An 18121-nucleotide genomic window follows, 5' to 3' on the forward strand; every position below is an offset into this window, starting at 1 on the left:
AGCGGGACCGTCGCGGCGTGAACGCCACGTTGGAAGCACTGCTGGCCCGGCACGGTGGCCTGCTCACCCGGGCACTGGCAGCCCAGGTGGTGCCCGACTGGGTGCTGCGCCAGGCCCGCGATGCCGGGCAACTCCTCCGGGTGCTTCCCGCCGTGTACGTCGACGGACGGTTGGCGCAGGCCAGCCAGCTGACACATCCGGGCGGCTCCTCATCGCTGGCCCGGCTCCCGCCCGAGCTGCGGCACCGCGCCGCGCTGGCGTACGGGGACGGGCTGGCCGCGCTCGGCGGGCCCACGGCCCTGCACGCCTGGGGCGTACGCGGGCAACCCGACGGGGAGCCGGTGCACCTCGACGTGCCGGCCGGGTCGGGGCTGCGTTCCCGGCCCAACCTCGTGCTGCACCACCGGCGCGGGTTCTGCCCCGCACCGCCGCACGCGCTGAACCGCCGGGGTGTGCCCGTCGTCCGGCTGGAACGGGCGCTGGTCGACGCCTGGCCGCTGCTGCCGGCCGTGGGCCGCCCAGCCCCGCTGATCCGCGCCGTCAACGACGGCCTGACCACCCCGGCCCGGGTCCGGGCGGCGCTCGCCGGGGCGCCCAGGCTCACCCGCCGCGCCGAGCTGCGCGCGCTGCTGGACCGGCTGGCCGCCGGCTGCCGCAGCCCGCTGGAGGTGTGGGGGCACGACCACGTCTTCACCGGCCCGGCGATGCCCCGCCTGCGGCGGCAGTTCCGGGTGCGGATCGAGGGGCGCACCATGTACTTCGACGTCTACGCCGAGCGGGAACGGGTCGACTTCGAGCTGGACGGGGCCACCGCCCACGGCGAGCCGGGGCAGCGGGAGATCGACCTGCGCCGCGACGCGCTGCTGGCCACCTGCGGCATCCTCGTCGTCCGCTTCGCCCACCGCAGGCTGGTACGCGAGCCGAACCGGGTGCGTGCCGAGGTCCTGGCCATCCTGACCAGCCGCCGCAGCGGTCGCTGAGCTGCCCGCCGGACCGACCCAGGGGACACTTGAAGATCAACCGTTACGCCGATCGATGCCCGGCTTGACGATTCTGTTCGGCTGAATCGGGCGGCAGGTCAGTCGCGCAGGGTGCGCAGGATGCGGGCCAGGTGGGCCCGGTCGGTCGGGCTGAGCCCGCCGAAGAGGCGTTCCGCCTCGGTGTGCCGGGCCGCCCGGATCGCCGCGCCGACCCGGGTGCCCTCGTCGGTCAGCGTGACCAGGGTGGCGCGCCGGTCGACCGGGTCGGGGCGGCGGGCGACCAGCCCTCGCTCCTCCAGGCCGTCGACCACCTCGGTGGTGGAGCGCGGCGCGATGCGCAGGTGCTCGGCGAGCGCGCTGAGCCGCATCGCCCCGTGCCGGGTCAGTACGCCCAGCGCCCGGGAGTGCCCGGGGTTGATCGCCCACGGTTCGAGGGTCTGCCGGGACAGGTGACGCAACCGCCGGGCGACGGCCCAGAAGCTCTCTGCCAGGCCCTCCTCCTGCGCCCCGGAGCTCTTCTCGTACATCCCGGCGCTCTCGTCGCCAGCTCCGGCGCTCTCCTCACCGGCCCTGGCGCTCTCCACGCTGGCTCCGGCGCTCTCCTCGCCCGACCAGGCGGGGTGCGCCGGTCCGGGCGCGCGGTCGTCGGCGGTCACCGGAACACCGTAGCAGCACTTCCTGTTGTAACCTCATGATGAGGTAACCTCAGCATCATCGTCCCCCATCGGAAGGCACACCCTTGGACACACCCCCTACCCACCGTGAGGGCCGGGGCGGCTCCCGCACCGTCAGCCCTGCGGAGAAGGCCCAGGCCCGACAGGTGTCGCTGCGCCGCATCGGCCGGCTCTTCGCCCCGCACCGCTGGCAGCTCGGCACCGTCACCGCGATCATCGTGGTCTCCTCGGTCGTCGCCATGGCGTCGCCGTTCCTGCTGCGTACGGTGATCGACCGGGCCCTGCCGGAGCGCGACCTGACCCTGCTGGTCCGGCTGGTCCTCGGCATGGTCGCCGTCGCGGTCGTGACCGCGGCCCTCGGCGTGGTCCAGACCTGGCTCTCCACCCGCGTCGGCCAGCAGGTCATGCACCGGCTGCGCACCGACGTCTTCGCTCACCTGCACCGCCAGTCGATCGGGTTCTTCACCCGCACCCGCACCGGTGAGGTGCAGTCCCGGATCACCAACGACATCGGCGGCATGCAGACGGTGGTCACCTCCACCGCCACCTCGATCGCGTCGAACCTCACCACGGTCGTCGCCACCGCCGTGGCCATGGCGGCGCTGTCCTGGCGGCTGTCGCTGATCTCCCTGGTCGTGCTGCCCCCGTCCATCTGGCTCACCCGCCGGGTCGCCCGGATGCGGCGGGAGATCACCGCGCAGCGGCAGCGCGAGCTGGCCGACCTCAACGTCACCATCGAGGAGGGGCTGTCGATCAGCGGCGTGCAGCTCAGCAAGACCCTCGGCGCGGGCGCCGCGCTCATCGACCGGTTCGACGCCTCGTCGGCCCGACTGGTCGACCTGGAACTGCGCTCCGACCTGGCGGGTCGGTGGCGGATGGCCTCGATGAGCGTCATCTTCGCCGCCATCCCCGCGCTCATCTACCTCGGCGCCGGCCTCCCCGGGACCGCCGGCACGCTGAGCATCGGCACCCTGGTCGCCTTCACCGCCCTCCAGGGCGGGCTGTTCCGGCCGCTCATGGGCCTGCTCGACGTGGGTGTCTCACTCACCGCCTCGATGGCGTTGTTCGCCCGGATCTTCGAGTACCTTGACCTCCCCGTCGAGGTCGACGACCCCGATCGCCCGGTCGAGATCGACCCGCGCCGAGTGCGCGGCCACGTCCGCGTTGAGGGCGTCACCTTCACCTATCCGGGCAGCGACACCGCCGCGCTCGCCGGGGTCACCCTCGACGTGCCGGCCGGCACCGGCCTGGCTCTCGTCGGGCACACCGGCTCCGGCAAGAGCACCCTCGCCGCCCTGGTCAGCCGGCTGCACGACCCCACCGCCGGGCGGATCACCATCGACGGGATCGACCTGCGCGACCTGCGGCTGACCGACCTGGCCGCCGTCGTGGGCGTGGTCAGCCAGGAGACGTACCTGCTGCACACCACCGTGCGGGAGAACCTGCGGTACGCCCGGCCGGACGCCACCGACGCCGAGATCACCGACGCGGCCCGCGCCGCCCAGATCCACGATCTCATCGCAGCCCTGCCCGACGGGTACGACACCATGGTCGGTTCGCGGGGGCACCGGTTCTCCGGCGGGGAGAAGCAGCGCCTCGCCATCGCCCGCACCCTGCTGCGGGATCCCCGGGTGCTCGTCCTCGACGAGGCCACCAGCGCGCTGGACACAGAGACCGAGCGGGCGGTGCAGCGGGCGTTCGACGAGCTGGCCCGGGGACGTACCACGATCACGATCGCCCACCGGCTCTCCACCGTGCGGGACGCCGACCAGATCGCCGTGCTCGACCACGGCCGGATCGTCGAGTCCGGCACGCACGAGGGCCTGCTCGACCGCGCCGGCCGCTACGCCGCCCTCGCCACCTGACCAACCGGAATCCCGCCGCACGCCGACCGGCCGCCCACCGGGCGGGCCCTGTCCCGGTACGCGGATCACGGACGGCTGGCTTCGCGCCAGGGCCCTCTCCGGACGTGGACTTCAGCGACTTCGACGAGCGACGGTCGAGGACGAGCGACGGTCGAGGATGATCGCGAGCCTGGTCAGCGCCGGAACATGAGCAAGCCCAACTGACTCACCAACCCGGGTAGCGATCCCACCAGCGTGGATCGGCCGCAGGTGTGTAGTCGCTGCCGGACGGGCCGTCGACGAACTCGCTCAGCAGGTCCCGCGCGAGGACATCGGCGACCCAGCCCAGCTCCAGCCGGTACACCAACTCGATGGGAAGAGCGTCGAATCCGTGGGTCACCCCGAGCAGGGCGCCGACGGTGGGGGCGACATCCCGGCCGTGCGGGCTGGCGGCCGCGAACAGCAAGGCGTGTCGGATCTGCTCGGGGGCGGGGAAGCAGGCGGCCACGTAGACGGCCCCCGCGAGCGCGGACGACGCCCGCGCGTCGGGGGCGAGCCGAGCCAGCTCACCGGGCTGAGCCGGCTTCGACCTGGCGGTGGCCAGCGCGTCGGCAATCTCGGGAAGGCTGACCGGGCGGGCGGCGAGGGTGGCGCACTCCCGCTGCGCCAGCTCCACCGCCGCCTCGACCGGATGCCCGGCCCGGCAGTTGGCCACGGTCGTGGCACCGATCGCGGCCACTTCGGCGGCCTCGACGGCGTGGGTGGTTGCCGCCACCTCCGTGGCGAAACGCACCGACGCCGGACCCCACGGCTCGATCAGCCCGGTCGGCAGCGCACGTGTCAGGGCGTGCGCTCCCAGGCTGGTGCGAATCGGGTGGTCGGGCACACCCTCCTGTCGGCCCCGCAGCGCCGCGACCGTGGCTGGCGCCGAGCCGCGCCGCGCGGCGAGCACCGGCACCTGGGCCAGCCAACCGTCCGGCCAGTCCTCCTCCCGCGACCGATTGATGCCGGGGATGCCCTGCAACGCCGCCCACCGGGTGTAGGCGTGCCTGACGACACTGGGCGGGTGGCAGATGCCCTTGTGGGAGCCGCGAATGTTGGCCCGGATGGTGCCTTCGACGGTGAAGCAGACGAGCTGGCCGGCGCTCGTGGCGCGGAGCGGCCCGCTCGCCGGCAGGTCTGTGCCGGAGGCCCCGAGCGCGTCACCCAGCATCAGCCCGAGCAGGCACCCGCGCGCCTTGGCCAACTGTTCCGCGGTCACCTTGGTCACCCGGCAGAGCATAGGGGCGGGTGGGTGGACTCTGCCGACCCGCACGCGGTGCTTCCGGGGCGGTTGCCGGGCGGAGGCCGGCGAGCTGGACGTAGACCTCGCGTTTGGCGGTGGCCAGGCCGCGATGGTCGAGCACGTAGCCGGACAGCCAGATCCAGCCGTGGTACGTCGGCAGGTCGGGGACCGACACCACGCGGAAGGTGAGGGCCCGGTCCCCGGCGAACTGCACCGAGGCCCGGCCGTCGATGGTCAGCAGGTCGCCGGGGGAGGGGCCCATCGCTACCAGCGGCCCCGGTTGGGTGGCTGCTGCTCCGGCGGGCGGCACTCCTGGGCGTGCATGATCTGCCAGTCGCGCAGCGCCCGCTTGAGCCGGTCGTTCTCCTGTACGAGCAGCCGCACCTCCTCGTACAGCTCGGTCAGCTCGCCGGCCAGCCGGGTCTGGAACTCGCGTACCTGATCGGCGTCGACGCCGCGCCGACGCGGGTCGAACGCCCGGGTACGCACCTCCTGCGGGGTCAGCCGGGCCGGCTGGCCCGTCCCGTAGAGCTGGCCACCTCGATACACCTGGGCCACGACGGTCCTTTCCGGGGCAGACGGAAGCGTGCAGGGTCCGTGCGGTGGGTCGGGAAGGGCGGGCCGCCCGCGCCGGCTACGGGCGGCCCGCCCGCTCCGCCGCCGCAGTCAGGTTCGGCGGTACGACGGCAGAGCGGCCCGGTGGGTCGGGGCGGGCAGGGGGCGCCCGCCCCGACCGGGGGATGAGCCGATCTCGTTGCCACGCGAGGAGCGGCTCGGGTCCAACGGTAACGGCTTAGTCGTTTAAGTCAACCACTGGCTGTTGTCGTCCGTGGGCGTTTCGTGATCGAATTGGCGAGCCACGCAAGGAGCGCCATGCCTACAACACCCGACTACATCCGCATTGCCGACGACATCGTTGCCGGTGTCAAGGCGCGCACACTCAAGCCCGAGGACAAGTTGCCGCCGATCGCGCAGATGGCGGTGGACTACAAGGTCGGCACGTCCACGATCCAGATGGTCTACGTGCGCCTTGAGGCGTTGCGCGTCATCCGACGACACCAGGGCAAGGGTGTCTTCGTCACCGATCCGAAGACCTGGATGCGAGAGCCGTAGGCGGACGAGGTCGGTGCCGGCGTGACGGGTAGCCGACAGAACCGGCGTCGGGGCGTGAAATCTGTCCCCGCCGATCGGCAAGCTGGTGTCCCGTCGTCGGAGGTGCCGCATGCCGTACGTGAAGTCCCACATTCGCCGCGACGGTGCCCGGGTCCGGGCCCACTACCGCAAGCGGCGGCGCGCTCGCGGCGGCGGGGTGGCCCGCCGTGGTCGGTCCGGTGGCGGGGCCGGGAGCGCGGCGGTGCTTGTCGGGGGCGTGTCCGCGCTGGTACTCGTGGTCCTGGCGGTCGGCTTCGTGCGGCGGCACCCGTACTGGTCGGTCCTCCTGGTGGCGGTCGTCGGCCTTGCCGTCGCCGCGTTGCTCTTCGCCCGGGCGAGGCAGCGGGCCCGACAGCGGGCTGAGCAGGCCCGGCAGTGGGCTGAGCAGGCCCGGCGGGACCGGCTGATCGCGGTGACGGATGCGATGTCCGGGCCGGAGTTCGAGCGATGGTTCGCCCGGCTGCTGGAGGCGTCGGGGTTCCGGCAGGTCACGGTCACGGGCGGGTCGGGGGACCGGGGCGCCGACGTCGTGGCGGTCGCGCCGGACGGGCGGCGGGTGGTGGCGCAGTGCAAGCGGCAGGGCATCCGCAACCGGGTGGGCAGCGCCGCCATCCAGCGCTTCGCGGGGACCTGCCGCGAGGTGCACGGGGGTCAGCTCTGCGTGATCGTGACCAACAGCTTCTTCACGGCGGGCGACGGCGTGCGGCTGGCCCAGCAGCTCGACATCACGCTGGTGGACCGGGCGGCCCTGGAGACCTGGGCGTCGACGCACACTCCGCCCCCGGGCCTGTTCGTGGCCCGCTGAGTCTTCCGATCGGCCGTCCGCTCGGGCGGCAAGACCGGTGCTCGCCGGCCGATTCCACCGTTGACGGGTATCTGACTCGGCGGTCGGATCAAGGACGCTCGTCGAAACCGATAGCCTCGCCCTGAGCGCTGCTCCGACTCCGTCTCGTCAGCGCGGGCGGATCATCCAGTGGGGGTTCTGCATGGCGCCGAGCCGGCGGCGGGCGGTTCTGATCGGGGTCAACCAGGGCGGGAGCGACGTTCGACTGCCCGCTCTGCGATACGCGGAACGCGATGTCCAGGCGGTCAGGGGGGTGCTGCTCGACGAGGAGATCGGCACCTTCGACGACGCCGACATCAAAATGTACGTCGGCGCGGAGGCGACCTGGCGTGAGATCAAGGCCGGGCTTCGGGAGATGGCGCTGGACTCCGGCCCCTCCGACGTGCTGCTCGTGTACTTCGCCGGCCACGCGCTGGTGCCCGAGTGGAGCACCCAGCTCGACGCGTACCTCGTCACGGCCGACCTCAACCCGGACGCCCTCCGCCGGGAGCCGGACAACGGCCTGCGGATGGCCTTCCTCAAGCGGGACGTCTTCGAGACCTTCGCCGGCACCTCCTTCCTCGTCCTCGACTGCTGCCACGCCGGGATCTACCTGGACGCCGACCTGCGCCACGCCGAGGCGATGCAGACCTACCGCACCCGGGTCGACCGGCACAGCGCGCTGCTGGCCTGCCGTAACGGTGCGGCGGCGCGGGAGAACGAGGAGTACGGGCACGGGGTGCTGACCTACCACCTGCTCAGTGCCCTTCGCGGTGGCGCCGCCGACGACAGGGGTCGGGTGTCGTTCGGTCAGATGGCCGCCTTCGTGGCCGAGCAGGGGCTCGAACCACCACCGGTCCAACTCGTGCACATGTGGGGCCCGACCACCGTGCTGGTCCAGCCGCCGACCTCGCGGCACGAGCGTCGGTTGCAGAGTTCGCCCGCCAACCCCAGCACCACCCGGCCCTGCAAGAGCCCACTTGAGGACCAGTCCAGCTCGATCGTGCAGCTGCTCGGTCGGGTCTTCCGGTCCGAGGCTCACCCGATGCGGGCGTCCCAGCAGCGCGGGCACGCCGAGCGGGTGGAGATCGTCCGGCACGCGCTGGACGCGAGCTCCGTGGCCGTGGTGGAGTTCTCCGGCTCGGCCATCCGGGTGGCCGACTCCACCGCCCGCTTCGACAAGGAGGAGCTGCGGCCGCTGCTGGAGCTGAGCTCCGCCGACGCGATCCGGTACCGCACGTCGATGCCCGGGCACATCGTCTCGAACGACGCCGGCATGCGGCTGCTCTGCGTCCCGCTCTCCTACGAGGACGATCGCATCCTCACGTTGACAGTCGTCGACCCCGCCGTCGCGCTGCTCGACATGGGCGAGCCGCTCGCCGTCATGCTGCGTGCCCTGTGGGACTCGAATCTCCTCGGCGACCCGCTGCAGGCCGAGATGCAGGTGGTGACCGCCCTGCGCACCGCCTTCGGCCGGCTGCCACTGAACCTGTACGAGTACGCGTTCAGCCTCTACCAGAAGCTCGTCGACTCCATGATCATGGTGTTCCAGCCCGTCGTGGAGCTGGACCTGCGCCCGGCCGGAGTGAGCATCCACAGCTTCGAGGCCCTCGCGCGCCGCAGCGACAAGGAGCTCCGCGCGCCACTAGCCGCGCTGCAGATGGCGTACGTCTGGGGCGACCGCTTCATCATCGAGCGCGACTCGCTGCTGCTCGCCAAGTCGATCCACTCGTACGCCACCGCGGACGCGGATGCCCCGTGGCACGGCACCAAGCCGCTGTCGGTGAACGTCGCGGTCCGCTCGCTGCTCAGCGACTCCTACCTCAACCAGGTGAGCAGGGCGCTCGCCGAGGCCGCCATGCATCCGCGAACGCTCACGCTGGAGATCTCCGAGCAGGACGCGATCCAGCCCGGCCCGGGGGAGCGGTGGCCGCAGGAGCCGCTGCTCTACTTCCACCGGCGCCTCACCGAGCTGGCCCGGGAGCTTCGGATCAGCTTCGCCGTCGACGACTTCGGCGTCGGGTACGCCTCGCTGGCCCGGATGGCGGAGCTGCCGCTGACCCAGATCAAGGTCGACCGGGCGGTGCTGCACCATCCGATGGCGCTGGAGGAACTCGCGCTGGTGGCGCGGGTGTCCCGGCACGCGAGCGACCTCGGGCAGGCCCCCACGCCACGGGCCGTCATCGTGGAGGGGTTCGACGACGCGGCACCGGTGACCCTCAAGCAGATCTACGACCTGGGAATCCACCACGTGCAGGGATTCTTCAGCGGCGCCGTGGCGTCGACGTCGCTGCAACCACTGGATCAAGCCGCCCGCGAGCGGATCGCGGGCCTGGTGAGAGGCGAGGAATGACCACCGTCAAACTGCTGCTGCCGGCCGAGGTCTTCGAGGAACTGGACCTGCCGTACGAGGGCGTTCGTGACCTGTCGGCGATCACCCTTGCCGTCGAAGGGACGGGCCTGCTGGCGAACCTCGCCGCACTCGCCGCGTTGCAGCCCCAACTGGGCGACCTGGTGGCCGCGATTCGCAACTGGCGGCTGCGGGACCCTCGCCCCTCGGTGACCCTGACGGTCACCGGACCCGGAATCGACCTGAAGGTGGACCTGCCGCGGAATGTCAGCCGAGCTCGGCTGTTGGAGCAACTCCGCCCGCTCCTCGAAGAGCAGGACTGACGCCCTTTCGCCGTGCGGGACTATACCCACCTCGACGGAGGAGCGCGTGGCTGAATCGGCACCGACGCCCGGTCAGGACGAGGGGCGATTGCTGTCCCGGTCGTACCGAATCGTCAACGTCAGTTCCGGGGAGTACGCATTCACCGATCTGCGCGAGACGGCGCTCGGCGACGTGCAGAACCGGCAGTTTCGCCTTTTCACGCCGGTCAAGCGAGAGCGGATGCGACTGCCCACCTCCCTTCCGGAGTTCTCCGCCCTCCGGCATGTGGCCAACCTGTCGGACAGCCCGCTCACGGTCGCGGCCGAACTCGGCGGGCACTGGAGCGAGCACAACCTCGCCGCCATCACCCACGTCGCCGCCTGCAACTTCCGATGTCCCTACTGCTACGTCGACTTCGGTCACCTGTCCGGTGCCGACAGTTTCCTCGCCACCGCGGCGGCCGTCGTGGACGAGTTCTCCCTGCTGCGGCGATCGATGGAGGCGTCCGGCCGCAGGCTCAGCCTGCTCCGCGTCAGCGGCGGCGAACCCCTGCTGGCGCCCGCTCTCGTGATCGGCATCCATCGCGAACTGCGCCGGCGTGAACTGCTCTCCTCCACCGTGCTCAAGGTGGAGTCCAATCTCTCGGCGCTTCCGTTTGCCTGGCGGGAGAACTCGGTCCGGCTGACGCGGGACGAGGCCGTCGAGATGCCCCGCGTGAAACTCCACTCCACCCTCCATTTCCCCCCGGGCGCAAGGCTCTGGCCGGCGATCCGGAGCGGCATCGAGTTCGCGCTCGGCATCGGGTTCGACTTGTACCCGGCCGTCGGCGCGAACGACTGGACCGTTGAGCAACTCGAACGGCTCCACGACGAACTGGCCGAGATCAGCCCCGGTCTCCCCGCACGACTGGCGGTTCGGCCGTTCCACCTCGACTATCCCGTCCTGGCCGACCGGCGGCGACTGCCCCGTCCCAGGGAACCCGAGGCGCCGTCCGTGTTGTGGGAGAAGATTCTCCTCAGCAGGTCGGGCGCGAGGTATCTCCAAAGACCTCGGCACCTCGTGCCGTTGAACTGATGATCGCCTTTCGGTAGTGATGGAGAGAGTTTCCGTGATCAGCTCAGTCACGATCTGCAGCAGTTCCAAGTTCTACGACACGGCGCGACGAGCCGAGGACCTTCTCCGCAAGGCGGGTCTGACCGTTTACACCCCGCGCTACGACTACAGCGAGCAGCAGGTACGGGTCGGCGAGTCGGACAAGATCCGGCTGACCCGTGAGTTCCTCGACAAGGTCGCCAGGTCTGATGCTGTCTTCGTCATCGCGAACGGCGGATATGCGGGGGTGAGCGTCTGCATCGAAGTGGGCTACGCCGTCGGCCAGGGTAAGACGGTGGTGTTCTCCGAACAGCCGACCGAGTTTGCCCTGCGGGCGCTGGTCGACGCGGTGGTGCCGGTCGACGAGATCGGTGACGAGGTGCGTCGGATCAGCCGGGACTCACCTGCCGGGGGATCGGCGTGATCGTAGCCGCGCCCGGCTCGTCCAGCCGCCTGCACGGCCCGGTCGCCAATCTCACCGCCGGTCTCTTTCCGGGACTGACGCAGGGCCACCCGCGCTCCCTGTGGCACCGCGCCGCCGCCGACACCCTCGTCCTCTGCCGAGGCTTCGACATCCCGCAGCTGGTCGCGACGGGCGTCGTCGATGTCGGGATCACCGGTTACGACGTGTGCGTCGAATGGTCGCTGGCCCGTGCCGAGAGGCTCGTGTTGCGTGCGCTACCCGCCGTGCGGACGTCCTTCGTCACGTACTGCACGGTGACCGGCCGCGACGTGCGGACGATCTACACCGAGTACCCGGCCGTCACCAGGGCGTGGATGAGGGCGCGGGCCGAAGCCGGGGATCCACGGGTCGTGACGTTGCACGGCTCCACGGAGGGAGTGATCAGGGCGGATCCGCACGGTGCCGGCGTCCTGCTCGTGACATCGGGCGAGACGCTGGCGGTGAACGGGCTGGACCACGACATCCCCCTGATGGCGACGGACGTCTGCCTGGTGACCCGTACCGCTGACTCGCCCGCTCCGGGGATGTTCGATCTCGCGGCGATGCCCGTCCTGGAGATGCCGTCCTTCAGCGGCGGGGCAGCGGCGGCGACGGAAGCGGCGTGGTCTCATGCCGGGCCGGATCGCCGTGAGTGAGCACTGGCTCGACGTCGGAAGACCCGGCCACCTGGGGTCCCGACGTCGGGAGCGGGTCGCGGAGTGGGACGCGACGTACGGGCCGGGTCGCTGGCGCCTCGTCTGGCGCATCGGGTCGGCCGTTCACCCCTGGCATAGCGCGCTGGCCCGCTACGAGGACGCGTACCACCGCCGCCTGTCCGAGGACGAGTCCCTGCTCCGGCAACTCGTGACGACGGCTCGCGACGTGTACGACATCAGTCCCGAGGACGTCGCCGCCGGGCTCGACTACTCGCGCCAGCGGCCCGGTCCGCAACACCTGCAGGACATCGCGGTCCGCAGGGTGCTGGGCCGGCTCGGCGTCGGGTTCGCCGGTGCCGACCTGGTCCGGCTGAGGCGGGAGGGAGCTGCGCACCCGTCTCTGCCCGGAGCCCGGCTGGACTCGGGGGCCGTCGCGTTCCACCGGCCCGACCTGATCATGCGGCCCGAGCTGACGGGCTGGTGGGACGCCGGCAGCGTGGAGGCGTTCTACCAGTCCAACAGGTACCTGCAGCGGGCATCCGGGACGACGACGCGGGACCGGTCACGGGGGTCGCACGGTGGAGATTGAGATCGGAACTGTCGCGTCCGGCTGGCAGGACGTCATCGCCCTGTACTCCGGGCAGCTACCTGTTCGGGTCGCCACGCGTCACGGCGTGTCGTTCGACATTCCCGGCCTGACGGTGTGGCTGCGGAATCCGGCGGACCTGACGCCGCCCCCGGGGTACCCGTACCCCGAGCTGATCAAGGACTACCGGGACCGGGTCTTCGGTGAGCAGCGCGAGTCTTCGCTGCTCTATCAGCGGCTGCGCCGCTGGGTCCCGGCGGGCGGCGCACCGGTCGACCAGTTCGAGCAGGCGGTCGCCCTGCTCCGCCAGGACGAACACACCCGATCGGCGGTCTTCTCGACCTGGCGGCCGGAAGAGGACCTCGGCGGCCCGTTCCCCGTCTCACCGGTGGGCGGCGCGCTGAGGATCGTCGGAGGCGAGCTCCTCCTCTTCCTGACCGCGCGGAGTGTGGACGTCTGGGTGGGCCTGGTGCCCGAGTTGCTGACCTTCGGGCAGCTCGTCTCGGACGCGGCGCTGGACCTGCGGCTCACCGGAAGCAAGGTGTGTTACCAGGCGTGGAGCGCCCACCTGTACGAAGTCGACTACCTGACGTACCTGTCGGGGGCGTGATGACCCGCTCGCTGACGCTGCTCGACAGCGGCGTGATCGACACTCACACGATCGACAAGCTTCTGCAGTCGGTCGTGTTCTTCTCCGACTGTGTCGTGCTGCGCGCCTCCTTCGAGGTCGCAACGCCGCATCGCGAGCGGACCATGGAGATCAACCGGCGGATCGACGACCTGCACGACGCGGGCCTGCTGAAGCTGTGGGGCCACGAGTACGAGGTGGACGACTCGGGCAGGGTGCGGGTGGGAGGCGTCGCGGGGCGCGGCCGGAGAGCTGATCTCGTGATACCGCAGGGCCAGTTGCGCGAGAGCCTGACCCGGATGGACGAGGTGATGCGCGCCGTCCGGGAGGAAGCCTATCGGCCTGCCGAGGGCGGGGCGCGACCCCTGAGGCAGGGAGCGGCGGAGATCGTCAGCCTCCGTAACCACATGGCCTCGCTGGTGATCTCCTCGGAGCTTCAGCAGGACGGAATGCTGACCAACCCCGCAGTCAGGACGCACCTCGCCAACAGCCTCGGGCACCAACCGTCGGAGCGGTTCGAGGCCGCGGTCGTCCGGGACGTCCTCGGGCAGTTGCGAATCGGCTCGCTGAATCAGCTCAGCGTGGCGCAGATCGTCGAGGCGCGGCGGCTCAACGGCGCCTTCCGTGTCCTGTTGGACGACTCGCTGCTGGCAATGGCGCGTGGTTACGATCCGGTGCTGACCCCGGAGGCCACCGCACGCGAGCTGACCCGCCGCTACCGCGAGACGGTGGCGGAGTTCGCCCGGCCGCGGGTCGCCCGGCAGGCCGTGGAGGAGGTCGCCTGGGACATTCTCGGCGCGACCGTCCCCTCCACGGTGGTCTTCAAGTACGGCCTCCGCGCCCTCACGTGGCGCAAGGCGGCCCAGCGCGCCCGCCCCTTCCTGCTGCTCATGCACCTCGAACGGGCGTTCCGGCAGCCCGGGGCGTGACCCGGCGAAGCGACCCTCGGTGGCCCGTTCACGGTGACTCGTCGGCCGCCGTCCGCGTGGCCGAGCGGTGCCTGACCAAGGCGGCCTCCACGTGCTCCAGCATTCGGTGGGTGTGTGGTGGTGACAGCAGCCGCAGGTGCCACATGGCGACCTCCACGTAGTCGCCCGGACTCGCCCGGTCGGCCGGGGTCCGGCTCGCGCCGTACGACCACACCAGCATCAGGGCCATTGCGTAGCCGGTGTCGGCGTGCGCGTACCGCAGGTCGAGCCAGGAGCGGGACCCAGGCGGGAGAAGGAAGAGCTGGCCTTGCCGGCGCGCCCGGGCCAGGCTCTCGGACAGGCCCGGAAGGCCCCGGTCCGGCAGCTCTCTCGCCACTGCCCACCGGAGGCCGGTCGCCGCGCTCAGCGCCGTCGCCGCCGAGACGACCGCGAGGCACCCGGCGCGATCGAGGCGACGCGGGTGTCTCGGTAGCCGTATCCCGCCCGTGGCGCGTCGCATGGCCGGAAGCGTGTCATGCGTTCCGTCGCCGTTCAAACACCGACAGGGTGGGTCAAGTCGACCGGGTGGCACCGGCCTCAGGTGGCGCTCACCGGATGGTCGAGGATGGCGCTGAAGCGCTCCTCGGCCAGGTCGAGCTGGCTGAAGATGTGCGCCTTCACCGCCGGGGCGAGCGGGGTGTCCGGCCGGGCGATCAGCTCCCGGAAGACCGGCACCAGCGGACGGTACTTCGCCGCCGAGGAGAACACCTTCGGGCCGACGGCGTGGATCACGCCTACCCCGTTGTCGGTGAAGTCGGAGACCTTGATGACCCGGGCCCACGGCTCCCGGTCCAGGCTGGCCGCCACGTGCTCCCGGTACTGCGCGTGCCGGTCGCGCCCCGGGTCGTACGCCGGGTTGGTGACCGCGGCGACCAGGCGCGCGACCCGCGGGCCGAACCGCGCGGCGAGCACCGCCAGCGCTGCCGCCGTGCGGTCGCCGGCCGCGACCTCCGGTCCCGCCGGGTGGTCCCCCGCCCGGCCCGCCGGCTCGACCGGGTGACCCTCCGTCAGGGCCGCCAGCTCCGCCGGGTGGTCCTCCACCGCGTCGTGCAGCAGGCCGGCGACGATCACGTCCAGGTCGCGCACCTGGTAGTGGTGCATCATCCGGATCGCCACCCGCAGCAGGTGGTTCAGGTACGGCTCGCGTACGCGCCGGTCGTCGCGGTGCAGTTCGGCGGCCAGGTCGAGGGCGGCGGTGAGCCGGGCCCGCGCGTCGGAGTCGAACGTGCGGATCTCCAGCCGGAACCGTTCCAGCAGGCCGGGCTCGCCGTGGATCTCGGTGATCGCGTGCATCGGCATGGTGGCCAGGTACGGCGGGAAGTCCATGGACCACTTATAGCTGATCTTCACCGTCCGTGGGTACCGTCGTCGGCCTTGCGACGGCAACCGCGCGTCAGCCGCTGCCCGACACCCGCCTGACCAGCCGGACCGTGGTCCCCTCCGGGGCGTCGTGCACGCCGGTCCCCGGCGGCGATCAGCACGGTCTCGACGTCCGAGGAGTCGACGCCCAGCCCGGCGAGCCAGGCGCGCAGCGACGGTCAGGAGCCCCTGCCGTCGTGGCGCGTCAGGAAGAGGCCCCGTCCTCACAGGTTGAGGTGGCCGGGTGGGGGCGAGGGGGAGTGGGTGGGCCGCCGCGCTGAGCGCCGATACGGCGACCCACCTCCCGGGCGCGCCGCGCGGGACGACGCGGCGTGCCGGGGGTCTCTACAGCGGCAGCCGGTTCGCCCCGGCCAGCGCGCCGACCACGAGCGGGACCAGCGGTGCGGGCAGCGCCTGGCCGCTGCGCAGGGCCGGCGTCCAGCCGGCGTCGACGCCCAGGTCGGGGTCGTGGGTCGCGTTGTACGCGGCCACCAGGTCGACCGGCCGGGCCCGGTCGCCGTCGGCGCGGACCCAGTTGCCGCGGGTGGTGGCGGCGGTGCCGCCCCAGTCGTACAGCAGGTCCTCGGCGGCGAGGCCCGCGCCGAGGGTGAAGTAGTTGTTCTCCACGTACGGCGCGGACTGCACCCCGACGCCGACGGCGTACTGGAAGTCCTCGCCGGCCAGCCGGTACCAGTTGTTGTAGACGTCGACCTGGCCGAACCGGACCCGGGGCAGGCGCTGGAGCACCCTGTCGAACAGGTTGTGGCGCAGGGTCACCTTGAGCCGGCCGACGTCCGGCCCGACCGTGTTCGACGAGCCGATCAGCATCAGCTTGTCCCGTCCGACGAACCGGTTGTACGAGGCGGTGACCAGGCTGGCGGTGTGGGTGACGTCCAGCGACCCGTCGTGCACCTGGTACGGCCGGCCGAAGTACACCGGCTGGGCGCTGTCCGGGTTGTCGCCGTCGGTGAACGTGTTGTGGTCGACCCAGACGTGCTCACTGCGCCGCACCGAGATCTGGTCGTACTGGGAGTTCCAGTTGCCGGTGGCGCCGTCCGTCGGCGACCACGCCGGGAAGCAGTCCCTGGCGTCGTCGAAGGTCAGGTTCCGCACGATGACGTTGCTGGCGGTGTCGATCATCAGGGTCAGCCCGGTCAGCGTCGCCCCGCGCAGCCCGACGATGGTGGTGTTCGGGCCGACGTTGATCTGGGTCTGCCGCGTCTGGTTCGCCACCGAGCGCACCCGGGCGGTCTCCAGCGGCCCGGTCGGCGGCGCCATGCCCCACACCGCCGGGTCGTACGCGGCCAGGTAGGCCGGCAGCGAGTATCCCGGGTCGGCCAGGCCGGCGCAGTCGAGCAGGCTGCGGTCGTCGGCCTCGAACCCGTCGACGACGCCGTCGACGACGATCACCTTGGGGGTGGCGTTGGTCCGGTTGGTGGCGTTGTCGCCGCCCAGGGCGCGGACCAACTCGGCGCGGCTGCGGACCAGGTGGACCTGGTCAGCGGCGGCCGTCGAGCCGCCGGTGGTGCCGGCCCCGTCGGCCGCCCAGCCGTCGCCGGCAGGCAGCGCCTGGCGGGCGAGCCGCTCGACGGTGTCAGGCACCGGGCCGGCGGCGTCGGGGGCGGCCGACGCCGCCGCGCCCGGTACGACTAGCAGGGAAAGGGCGACCAGGGCCGCCCCGAGAACGCGTGGACGCATGAGGACCCTCCGGAGTGGGATTGTTTGCAGTGCGTTTTCCGTGGCCCGTCACCGGGCCCCCGCCTCAACCGCCTTCCTTTTCCGTCAGCTCGATGCGCACCGGCGGCACCGCCCACGACACCGCCAGCTCCGACAACAGCGCGCCGGACTCGGCCGCCCGCCGCAGCGCGCCGTTGACGCCGCGGACGCTCAGCACCCGGTCCGGCCCGACCCCGGCGGCGGTCACCAGGTCGCCGCCGAGCAGGGTCGGCTCGGGCGCGGCCCGGACCGCCTCCAGCACGGCGGTGAACGGCGCGGTGCGGGTCAGCGGGGCGATCAGCGGCGTCCCGTCGGCGCGGTGATCCAGCAGGTTCTCCAGCAGGCCGCGCCGCCCCGGAACCTCCCGGGGCGCGTCGTCGCCGGGCAGCAGCAGCCGGTCCGTCGGGTACTCCAGCACCGCCCGGCCGGCGGTGCCGGTCACGATCACCTCACCGGCGACGAAGTCCCCGCCGGCCAGGGTCACCGCGGCGACGATCGGTGGCCCGGAGCGCGGGACGACCCGCAGGGCCGCCGTGTCGTCCACCTCGATCGGGCGGACCCGGTAGCGCTCCAGCTCGATCACGGCCGGCCGCACCGGCGCCCCGGCGACCGCCTCGGCCACCGCCAGGCACTGCATCACCGCGTGCGCGAACGGGTTGGCCAGCGCCCCGTCGAGCACCGGCCGGCCGTTCAGCGTCCGCCGGCCCGCCCAGGGGGCCCGGGCGTAGTAGCCGTCCGAGCGCCGCCAGGCCGCGACCGTGGCGATGCCGGTGACCGCGCCGAGCCGCCCGCCGGTCACCGCCGCCGTCAGCTCGGCCAGCGCGGCCGAGCCGAGGGCCTGGAAGCCGACCTGGCAGGACCGGCCGGTGTCGGCCAGCGCGACGGCCAGCGTCCGGTGTTCGGCCGTGGACAGCACAGGTGGCTTCTCCAGCAGCAGGTCCGCCCCGGCGGCCAACACGTCCAGCGCGATCGGCAGGTGGGTGTGCGGCGGGGTGCAGACCACCACCACGTCCGGCTTCGCCGTGGCGAGCATCGCGGCGTGGTCGGTGAAGACCCCCGCGCCGGCCGGCACCGGTGCCTGCGGTTCCTCCTCGATCGGGCGTACGTCGACGAGGGCGACCAGCCGGACCCGGCCGGCGGCGTGCAGCGGCGCGATCGCCCGGCGGTGCGAGCGGCCGTGCCCGTTCGCCCCGATGACCGCCACCCGGGGCGGCCCCCCGGCCGCCGCGCCGCCGGACCGGCCCGCGCCACTCCCGCCACCCG

Annotated in this window: 20 protein-coding genes; 12 read left to right on the top strand and 8 right to left on the bottom strand. The window is 72.2% G+C overall.

Annotated features, from left to right (window positions below; all coding sequences use genetic code 11):
* Nucleotides 1–17: 17 nt before the first annotated feature.
* Complete coding sequence (locus tag OG617_RS28920) at nt 18–980, top strand: DUF559 domain-containing protein (RefSeq protein WP_405096084.1); 963 nt, start codon at nt 18–20, stop codon at nt 978–980.
* Between the two features lie 98 nt (nt 981–1078).
* Here the strand turns inward: OG617_RS28920 and OG617_RS28925 are convergent, their stop codons facing one another.
* Nucleotides 1079–1507 (bottom strand): MarR family winged helix-turn-helix transcriptional regulator, encoded by a 429-nt coding sequence (locus tag OG617_RS28925; RefSeq protein WP_405103991.1) that lies wholly within the window; start codon nt 1505–1507, stop codon nt 1079–1081.
* 212 nt (nt 1508–1719) lie between these two features.
* On the opposite strand from OG617_RS28925, the gene OG617_RS28930 reads away from it, so the two are divergent.
* Nucleotides 1720–3519 carry an ABC transporter ATP-binding protein gene (locus OG617_RS28930; protein ID WP_405096085.1) on the top strand — a complete coding sequence of 600 codons (1800 nt, stop codon included), beginning with the start codon at nt 1720–1722 and terminating at the stop codon, nt 3517–3519.
* Nucleotides 3520–3724: 205 nt separating this feature from the next.
* Here OG617_RS28930 and OG617_RS28935 read toward each other — a convergent pair whose 3' ends face one another.
* Genes OG617_RS28935 through OG617_RS28945 form a run of 3 tightly spaced genes read right to left on the bottom strand, consistent with a single transcriptional unit; the run spans nt 3725 to nt 5341 of the window.
* A complete protein-coding gene (locus OG617_RS28935) occupies nt 3725–4768 on the bottom strand; it encodes an ADP-ribosylglycohydrolase family protein (RefSeq protein WP_405096086.1) in 1044 nt (347 codons plus the stop codon).
* Nucleotides 4701–5045: a hypothetical protein gene (locus tag OG617_RS28940; RefSeq protein ID WP_405096087.1), complete on the bottom strand. Its 345-nt coding sequence runs from the start codon at nt 5043–5045 to the stop codon at nt 4701–4703. The genes OG617_RS28935 and OG617_RS28940 overlap by 68 nt, the downstream gene beginning before the upstream one ends.
* Before the next feature lie 2 nt (nt 5046–5047).
* A complete protein-coding gene (locus OG617_RS28945; RefSeq protein WP_405096088.1) occupies nt 5048–5341 on the bottom strand; it encodes a DivIVA domain-containing protein in 294 nt (97 codons plus the stop codon).
* Nucleotides 5342–5656: 315 nt separating this feature from the next.
* Between OG617_RS28945 and OG617_RS28950 the strand changes: the two genes are divergently transcribed.
* From OG617_RS28950 to OG617_RS28995, 10 genes are all read left to right on the top strand, one after another.
* Nucleotides 5657–5896, top strand: a complete 240-nt coding sequence (locus OG617_RS28950) for a winged helix-turn-helix domain-containing protein (RefSeq protein ID WP_405096089.1) — start codon at nt 5657–5659, stop codon at nt 5894–5896.
* 109 nt (nt 5897–6005) lie between these two features.
* The gene (locus OG617_RS28955; protein WP_405096090.1) at nt 6006–6740 is read left to right on the top strand and encodes a restriction endonuclease; all 735 of its coding nucleotides are present in this window, start codon (nt 6006–6008) and stop codon (nt 6738–6740) included.
* Nucleotides 6741–6921: 181 nt separating this feature from the next.
* Nucleotides 6922–9111, top strand: a complete 2190-nt coding sequence (locus OG617_RS28960; RefSeq protein ID WP_405096091.1) for an EAL domain-containing protein — start codon at nt 6922–6924, stop codon at nt 9109–9111.
* Nucleotides 9108–9431 carry a hypothetical protein gene (locus OG617_RS28965; protein ID WP_405096092.1) on the top strand — a complete coding sequence of 108 codons (324 nt, stop codon included), beginning with the start codon at nt 9108–9110 and terminating at the stop codon, nt 9429–9431. The genes OG617_RS28960 and OG617_RS28965 overlap by 4 nt, the downstream gene beginning before the upstream one ends.
* Nucleotides 9373–10485: a hypothetical protein gene (locus OG617_RS28970; RefSeq protein ID WP_405096093.1), complete on the top strand. Its 1113-nt coding sequence runs from the start codon at nt 9373–9375 to the stop codon at nt 10483–10485. Before OG617_RS28965 ends, OG617_RS28970 begins: the two co-directional genes overlap by 59 nt.
* 34 nt (nt 10486–10519) lie before the next feature.
* Nucleotides 10520–10927 (top strand): hypothetical protein, encoded by a 408-nt coding sequence (locus OG617_RS28975; protein ID WP_405096094.1) that lies wholly within the window; start codon nt 10520–10522, stop codon nt 10925–10927.
* Nucleotides 10924–11601, top strand: a complete 678-nt coding sequence (locus OG617_RS28980; protein ID WP_405096095.1) for a hypothetical protein — start codon at nt 10924–10926, stop codon at nt 11599–11601. The genes OG617_RS28975 and OG617_RS28980 overlap by 4 nt, the downstream gene beginning before the upstream one ends.
* Nucleotides 11594–12190 (top strand): hypothetical protein, encoded by a 597-nt coding sequence (locus OG617_RS28985; protein WP_405096096.1) that lies wholly within the window; start codon nt 11594–11596, stop codon nt 12188–12190. Before OG617_RS28980 ends, OG617_RS28985 begins: the two co-directional genes overlap by 8 nt.
* Nucleotides 12180–12797 carry a thymidylate synthase gene (locus OG617_RS28990; RefSeq protein WP_405096097.1) on the top strand — a complete coding sequence of 206 codons (618 nt, stop codon included), beginning with the start codon at nt 12180–12182 and terminating at the stop codon, nt 12795–12797. The genes OG617_RS28985 and OG617_RS28990 overlap by 11 nt, the downstream gene beginning before the upstream one ends.
* Nucleotides 12797–13744, top strand: a complete 948-nt coding sequence (locus tag OG617_RS28995; protein WP_405096098.1) for a hypothetical protein — start codon at nt 12797–12799, stop codon at nt 13742–13744. The genes OG617_RS28990 and OG617_RS28995 overlap by 1 nt, the downstream gene beginning before the upstream one ends.
* 28 nt (nt 13745–13772) lie before the next feature.
* On the opposite strand, the gene OG617_RS29000 is transcribed toward OG617_RS28995, so the two are convergent.
* From OG617_RS29000 to OG617_RS29015, 4 genes are all read right to left on the bottom strand, one after another.
* Nucleotides 13773–14120, bottom strand: a complete 348-nt coding sequence (locus OG617_RS29000) for a hypothetical protein (RefSeq protein ID WP_405096099.1) — start codon at nt 14118–14120, stop codon at nt 13773–13775.
* Nucleotides 14121–14320: 200 nt separating this feature from the next.
* On the bottom strand, nt 14321–15109 hold the full coding sequence (locus OG617_RS29005; protein ID WP_405103992.1) for a phosphohydrolase: 789 nt from the start codon (nt 15107–15109) through the stop codon (nt 14321–14323).
* 378 nt (nt 15110–15487) lie between these two features.
* Nucleotides 15488–16840, bottom strand: coding sequence for a polysaccharide lyase family 1 protein (locus tag OG617_RS29010; protein ID WP_405096100.1), 1353 nt, complete (start codon nt 16838–16840; stop codon nt 15488–15490).
* Nucleotides 16841–16904: 64 nt separating this feature from the next.
* Complete coding sequence (locus OG617_RS29015) at nt 16905–18062, bottom strand: Gfo/Idh/MocA family protein (protein ID WP_405103993.1); 1158 nt, start codon at nt 18060–18062, stop codon at nt 16905–16907.
* Nucleotides 18063–18121 lie beyond the last annotated feature (59 nt).

This window comes from Micromonospora sp. NBC_01412 (assembly GCF_045040215.1).
Lineage (GTDB): Bacteria > Actinomycetota > Actinomycetes > Mycobacteriales > Micromonosporaceae > Micromonospora > Micromonospora rubida.

What these genes read in the sequence shown, in the direction of transcription:
- OG617_RS28925 (WP_405103991.1), bottom strand. Translation starts at nt 1,507, where the DNA reads ATGTACGAGAAGAGCTCCGGGGCGCAGGAGGAGGGCCTGGCAGAGAGC.
- OG617_RS28940 (WP_405096087.1), bottom strand. Translation starts at nt 5,045, where the DNA reads ATGGGCCCCTCCCCCGGCGACCTGCTGACCATCGACGGCCGGGCCTCG.
- OG617_RS28950 (WP_405096089.1), top strand. Translation starts at nt 5,657, where the DNA reads ATGCCTACAACACCCGACTACATCCGCATTGCCGACGACATCGTTGCC.
- OG617_RS28955 (WP_405096090.1), top strand. Translation starts at nt 6,006, where the DNA reads ATGCCGTACGTGAAGTCCCACATTCGCCGCGACGGTGCCCGGGTCCGG.
- OG617_RS28960 (WP_405096091.1), top strand. Translation starts at nt 6,922, where the DNA reads ATGGCGCCGAGCCGGCGGCGGGCGGTTCTGATCGGGGTCAACCAGGGC.
- OG617_RS28965 (WP_405096092.1), top strand. Translation starts at nt 9,108, where the DNA reads ATGACCACCGTCAAACTGCTGCTGCCGGCCGAGGTCTTCGAGGAACTG.
- OG617_RS28970 (WP_405096093.1), top strand. Translation starts at nt 9,373, where the DNA reads ATGTCAGCCGAGCTCGGCTGTTGGAGCAACTCCGCCCGCTCCTCGAAG.
- OG617_RS28995 (WP_405096098.1), top strand. Translation starts at nt 12,797, where the DNA reads ATGACCCGCTCGCTGACGCTGCTCGACAGCGGCGTGATCGACACTCAC.
- OG617_RS29005 (WP_405103992.1), bottom strand. Translation starts at nt 15,109, where the DNA reads ATGGACTTCCCGCCGTACCTGGCCACCATGCCGATGCACGCGATCACC.
- OG617_RS29010 (WP_405096100.1), bottom strand. Translation starts at nt 16,840, where the DNA reads ATGCGTCCACGCGTTCTCGGGGCGGCCCTGGTCGCCCTTTCCCTGCTA.